Source organism: Proteiniphilum sp. X52 (genome assembly GCF_003712195.1).
In the GTDB taxonomy this organism is placed as follows: domain Bacteria; phylum Bacteroidota; class Bacteroidia; order Bacteroidales; family Dysgonomonadaceae; genus Proteiniphilum.
This window is the reverse complement of sequence record NZ_RDSD01000063.1, coordinates 1-1,662: the sequence shown is the minus strand read 5'-3', so window position 1 is coordinate 1,662 and position 1,662 is coordinate 1. Positions and strand designations below refer to the sequence as shown.

3 protein-coding genes are annotated in these 1,662 nt (G+C 29.8%); 2 read left to right on the top strand and 1 reads right to left on the bottom strand.

Features of this window, described 5'->3' with window-relative positions; all coding sequences use genetic code 11:
- Nucleotides 1–110 (bottom strand): transposase (locus tag D7D25_RS18870; RefSeq protein ID WP_148038975.1); only part of this gene is annotated, 110 nt, incomplete at its 3' end.
- Between the two features lie 217 nt (nucleotides 111–327).
- On the opposite strand from D7D25_RS18870, the gene D7D25_RS18865 reads away from it, so the two are divergent.
- Nucleotides 328–870, top strand: a complete 543-nt coding sequence (locus D7D25_RS18865) for a hypothetical protein (RefSeq protein ID WP_122970212.1) — start codon at nucleotides 328–330, stop codon at nucleotides 868–870.
- A 586-nt stretch (nucleotides 871–1,456) separates the two neighbouring features.
- A partial coding sequence (locus D7D25_RS18335; protein ID WP_221408034.1) for a hypothetical protein occupies nucleotides 1,457–1,662 on the top strand: 206 nt, incomplete at its 3' end.

Below are 1,662 nucleotides of genomic sequence, written 5' to 3'. Positions count from 1 at the left end.
AGCAGTTCATACTTCTTAGCTAAACTTTCTATTGTTTCGCGTTCTTTTAGAGATTCTAATACGACTTTAGCTTTAAACTCTTTACTGAATTTTCTTCTTGTTGTGGACATAATTTTTTTTGTTAAAGATAATGTTTTTTCATTTCATCGTCATGTCTTAACCTGGTGTCCAGTTTTGGGGGAGTATTATATTAATGACAGTGTCTATATCATGGATATAGGTAGCAAATCCATAAAATGTTTTTCACCCGACAACAACTATATCCATAGCTTTAATACGGAAGTATTCTCTGAACAGAGAATATTTACTCATGATAATTTTCTGTATATGGGTTCATATGATAGGGATTTAAAAACCAGTATTTCACTTTTAGATCTCACAAATAAAAAAGAGATAAGTTCATTTGGGGAATCATTTGATTTTAATCATTCTCTCCAAAATATTATAAAAAATAAAAGGGATTTATTAAAAGATCATGAATATTTCTATGCCGTATCTGATAATCAACCAATAATAGAGAAGTATGACTTTATTAACAAGGAAAAACTTGAATCATTTAATTACTCTTTTATTCCGATAATTCAGAAAAATATAGAATTCATTAATTCAAAGCCTGATAGTCCTAATTCTTATACAGCTTTTGTAAGGGATTCCTATATAGACAATGGTGAATTATATCTTCTTATTTCCAATCAAGGAGCCAAGTTTCGGGCTAACACCATACTACGAATTAAATTGCGCCCAAATTTTGAGTTAAATACAATTTATCACTTACCTGGAAATATATATTCGACATTTTGCATAGAGAATGATACATTGTATGCTTTTAATAATGAAACAGCATCAATCGAAAAAATAAGACGAAAATGAAGAAATTATTTGAATTCGACTATCCACCCTTAAAGGAGGTCACTTTAAGCCGAATTCATGGCTCTGCCACCATAATTTCTTTTAGGATACAGGCAAAGCCTATATTACAGCACCATCCCCGGAGGAGATTGGTATTGGCCATGTACAAATATATAATCCTTACATAATACTTGGGACATACAGACGTCCGTATTTCGCACAAATTTATACTTATAATGATAACTATAAGTTTATAGGGAATTTTTTTAATAAAGGAGAAGGACCTAAAGATTTTCTCGCATTTCATATCATCAAGAAAAAATATCCTCATTTATGGATAAAGGATTATAATAACAGAACTGTCTCTTTATTAAATGTCGAAAAGGGGTTTAGCGACAAGACCTTTCAAATAGAAAAAACCTATAGTTATAAAAACCCCATAGACCCTTTCAATGTTTTTTATCTGAATGACACTTGTCTTTTAATAAAGGATTTTGATATTAATAAGGGCCTACATTACTATAAATACAATCCATTAAAAGAAGAAAAAATAGGAAATGACTTTGTTTTATATAATTATCCAATAACCTACCCTCTAATTAACAAGATGCTAACATTGGCGGATGCCATACACCCGAATGGAAACAAAATTGTAAGTATAACTGAGATTTTTGACCAAATTGAAATAATCAATTTGGAAGACATATCTCTTAATATCTCTGTAACGACCAATAATCACTTCGTCAATTATAATCATGTAATGAATACAAAAGAAAAAAAATTAGAGCAGTATTATTTTGACATACCATATTG